The organism is Serratia sp. (in: enterobacteria), assembly GCF_051654945.1.
Lineage (GTDB): Bacteria > Pseudomonadota > Gammaproteobacteria > Enterobacterales > Enterobacteriaceae > Chania.
This window is the reverse complement of record NZ_JBOFZA010000007.1, coordinates 1-1,910: the sequence shown is the minus strand read 5'-3', so window position 1 is coordinate 1,910 and position 1,910 is coordinate 1. Positions and strand designations below refer to the sequence as shown.

Below are 1,910 nucleotides of genomic sequence, written 5' to 3'. Positions count from 1 at the left end.
AAGAAGCGTTCTTTGAACATGATTATATATAAACGAAACAAAGTAGTACAAGCCCTGATTTTCAGTGATGATAATTAGGAAAAAATACAAAAACCGTCAATTATTACATTAGGTAATTATTCGATAAATTTTGGTTCTTGAGCAGATTATTTTACTTCATCTTCGGATGAAAGTATAACAAAAACATTTTACAATGAAGAGTTTGATCCTGGCTCAGGATGAACGCTAGCTACAGGCTTAACACATGCAAGTCGAGGGGCAGCACGAGGTAGCAATACTGAGGTGGCGACCGGCGCACGGGTGAGTAACACGTATCCAACCTACCATTTACTCTTGGATAGCCTTCTGAAAAGGAGATTAATACAAGATGGCATTATGAGATTTCATGATCACATAATTAAAGAATTTCGGTAAATGATGGGGATGCGTTCCATTAGATAGTAGGCGGGGTAACGGCCCACCTAGTCTACGATGGATAGGGGTTCTGAGAGGAAGGTCCCCCACACTGGTACTGAGACACGGACCAGACTCCTACGGGAGGCAGCAGTGAGGAATATTGGTCAATGGACGCAAGTCTGAACCAGCCAAGTAGCGTGAAGGATGAAGGTTCTATGGATTGTAAACTTCTTTTATAAGGGAATAAAATCACCTACGTGTAGGTGCCTGTATGTACCTTATGAATAAGGACCGGCTAACTCCGTGCCAGCAGCCGCGGTAATACGGAGGGTCCGAGCGTTATCCGGATTTATTGGGTTTAAAGGGAGCGTAGATGGATTTTTAAGTCAGTTGTGAAAGTTTGCGGCTCAACCGTAAAATTGCAATTGATACTGAAGATCTTGAGTATAGTTGAGGTGGGCGGAATTCGTGGTGTAGCGGTGAAATGCTTAGATATCACGAAGAACTCCGATTGCGAAGGCAGCTCACTAAGCTATAACTGACATTGAGGCTCGAAAGTGTGGGTATCAAACAGGATTAGATACCCTGGTAGTCCACACGGTAAACGATGAATACTCGCTGTAGGCGATACACAGTCTGCGGCCAAGCGAAAGCATTAAGTATTCCACCTGGGGAGTACGCCGGCAACGGTGAAACTCAAAGGAATTGACGGGGGCCCGCACAAGCGGAGGAACATGTGGTTTAATTCGATGATACGCGAGGAACCTTACCCGGGCTTAAATTATGCATGAATAACTCAGAGATGGGTTAGCCAGCAATGGCATGTATGAAGGTGCTGCATGGTTGTCGTCAGCTCGTGCCGTGAGGTGTCGGCTTAAGTGCCATAACGAGCGCAACCCTTGTCTATAGTTACTAACAGGTTATGCTGAGGACTCTATGGAGACTGCCATCGTAAGATGTGAGGAAGGTGGGGATGACGTCAAATCAGCACGGCCCTTACGTCCGGGGCTACACACGTGTTACAATGGGGGGTACAGAAGGCTGCTACACGGCGACGTGATGCTAATCTCCAAAACCTCTCTCAGTTCGGATCGAAGTCTGCAACCCGACTTCGTGAAGCTGGATTCGCTAGTAATCGCGCATCAGCCACGGCGCGGTGAATACGTTCCCGGGCCTTGTACACACCGCCCGTCAAGCCATGGAAGCTGGGGGTACCTGAAGTGCGTAACCGCAAGGAGCGCCCTAGGGTAAAACTAGTAACTGGGGCTAAGTCGTAACAAGGTAGCCGTACCGGAAGGTGCGGCTGGAACACCTCCTTTCTGGAGAGAACCAAGACTTAGGTTTTTGTAGCTTGTTCTATTTGTTCGTTTATTTTATATATATTGAGATTAATGAAGCCGAGTCTAATAAACAGACGAGGTTGAATGCCATCCAGTCCTATAGCTCAGTTGGTTAGAGCGCTACACTGATAATGTAGAGGTCGGCAGTTCAACTCTGCCTGGGACTACTCCAAA

Annotated in this window: 1 tRNA gene and 1 rRNA gene; both read left to right on the top strand. The window is 46.8% G+C overall.

Features of this window, described 5'->3' with window-relative positions:
• The first annotated feature begins 190 nt into the window (after nucleotides 1–190).
• Nucleotides 191–1,715: ribosomal RNA gene (locus ACRDCA_RS00065) — 16S ribosomal RNA — on the top strand.
• 114 nt (nucleotides 1,716–1,829) lie between these two features.
• Nucleotides 1,830–1,903 (top strand) — tRNA-Ile (locus ACRDCA_RS00060).
• The last annotated feature ends 7 nt before the right edge of the window (nucleotides 1,904–1,910 follow it).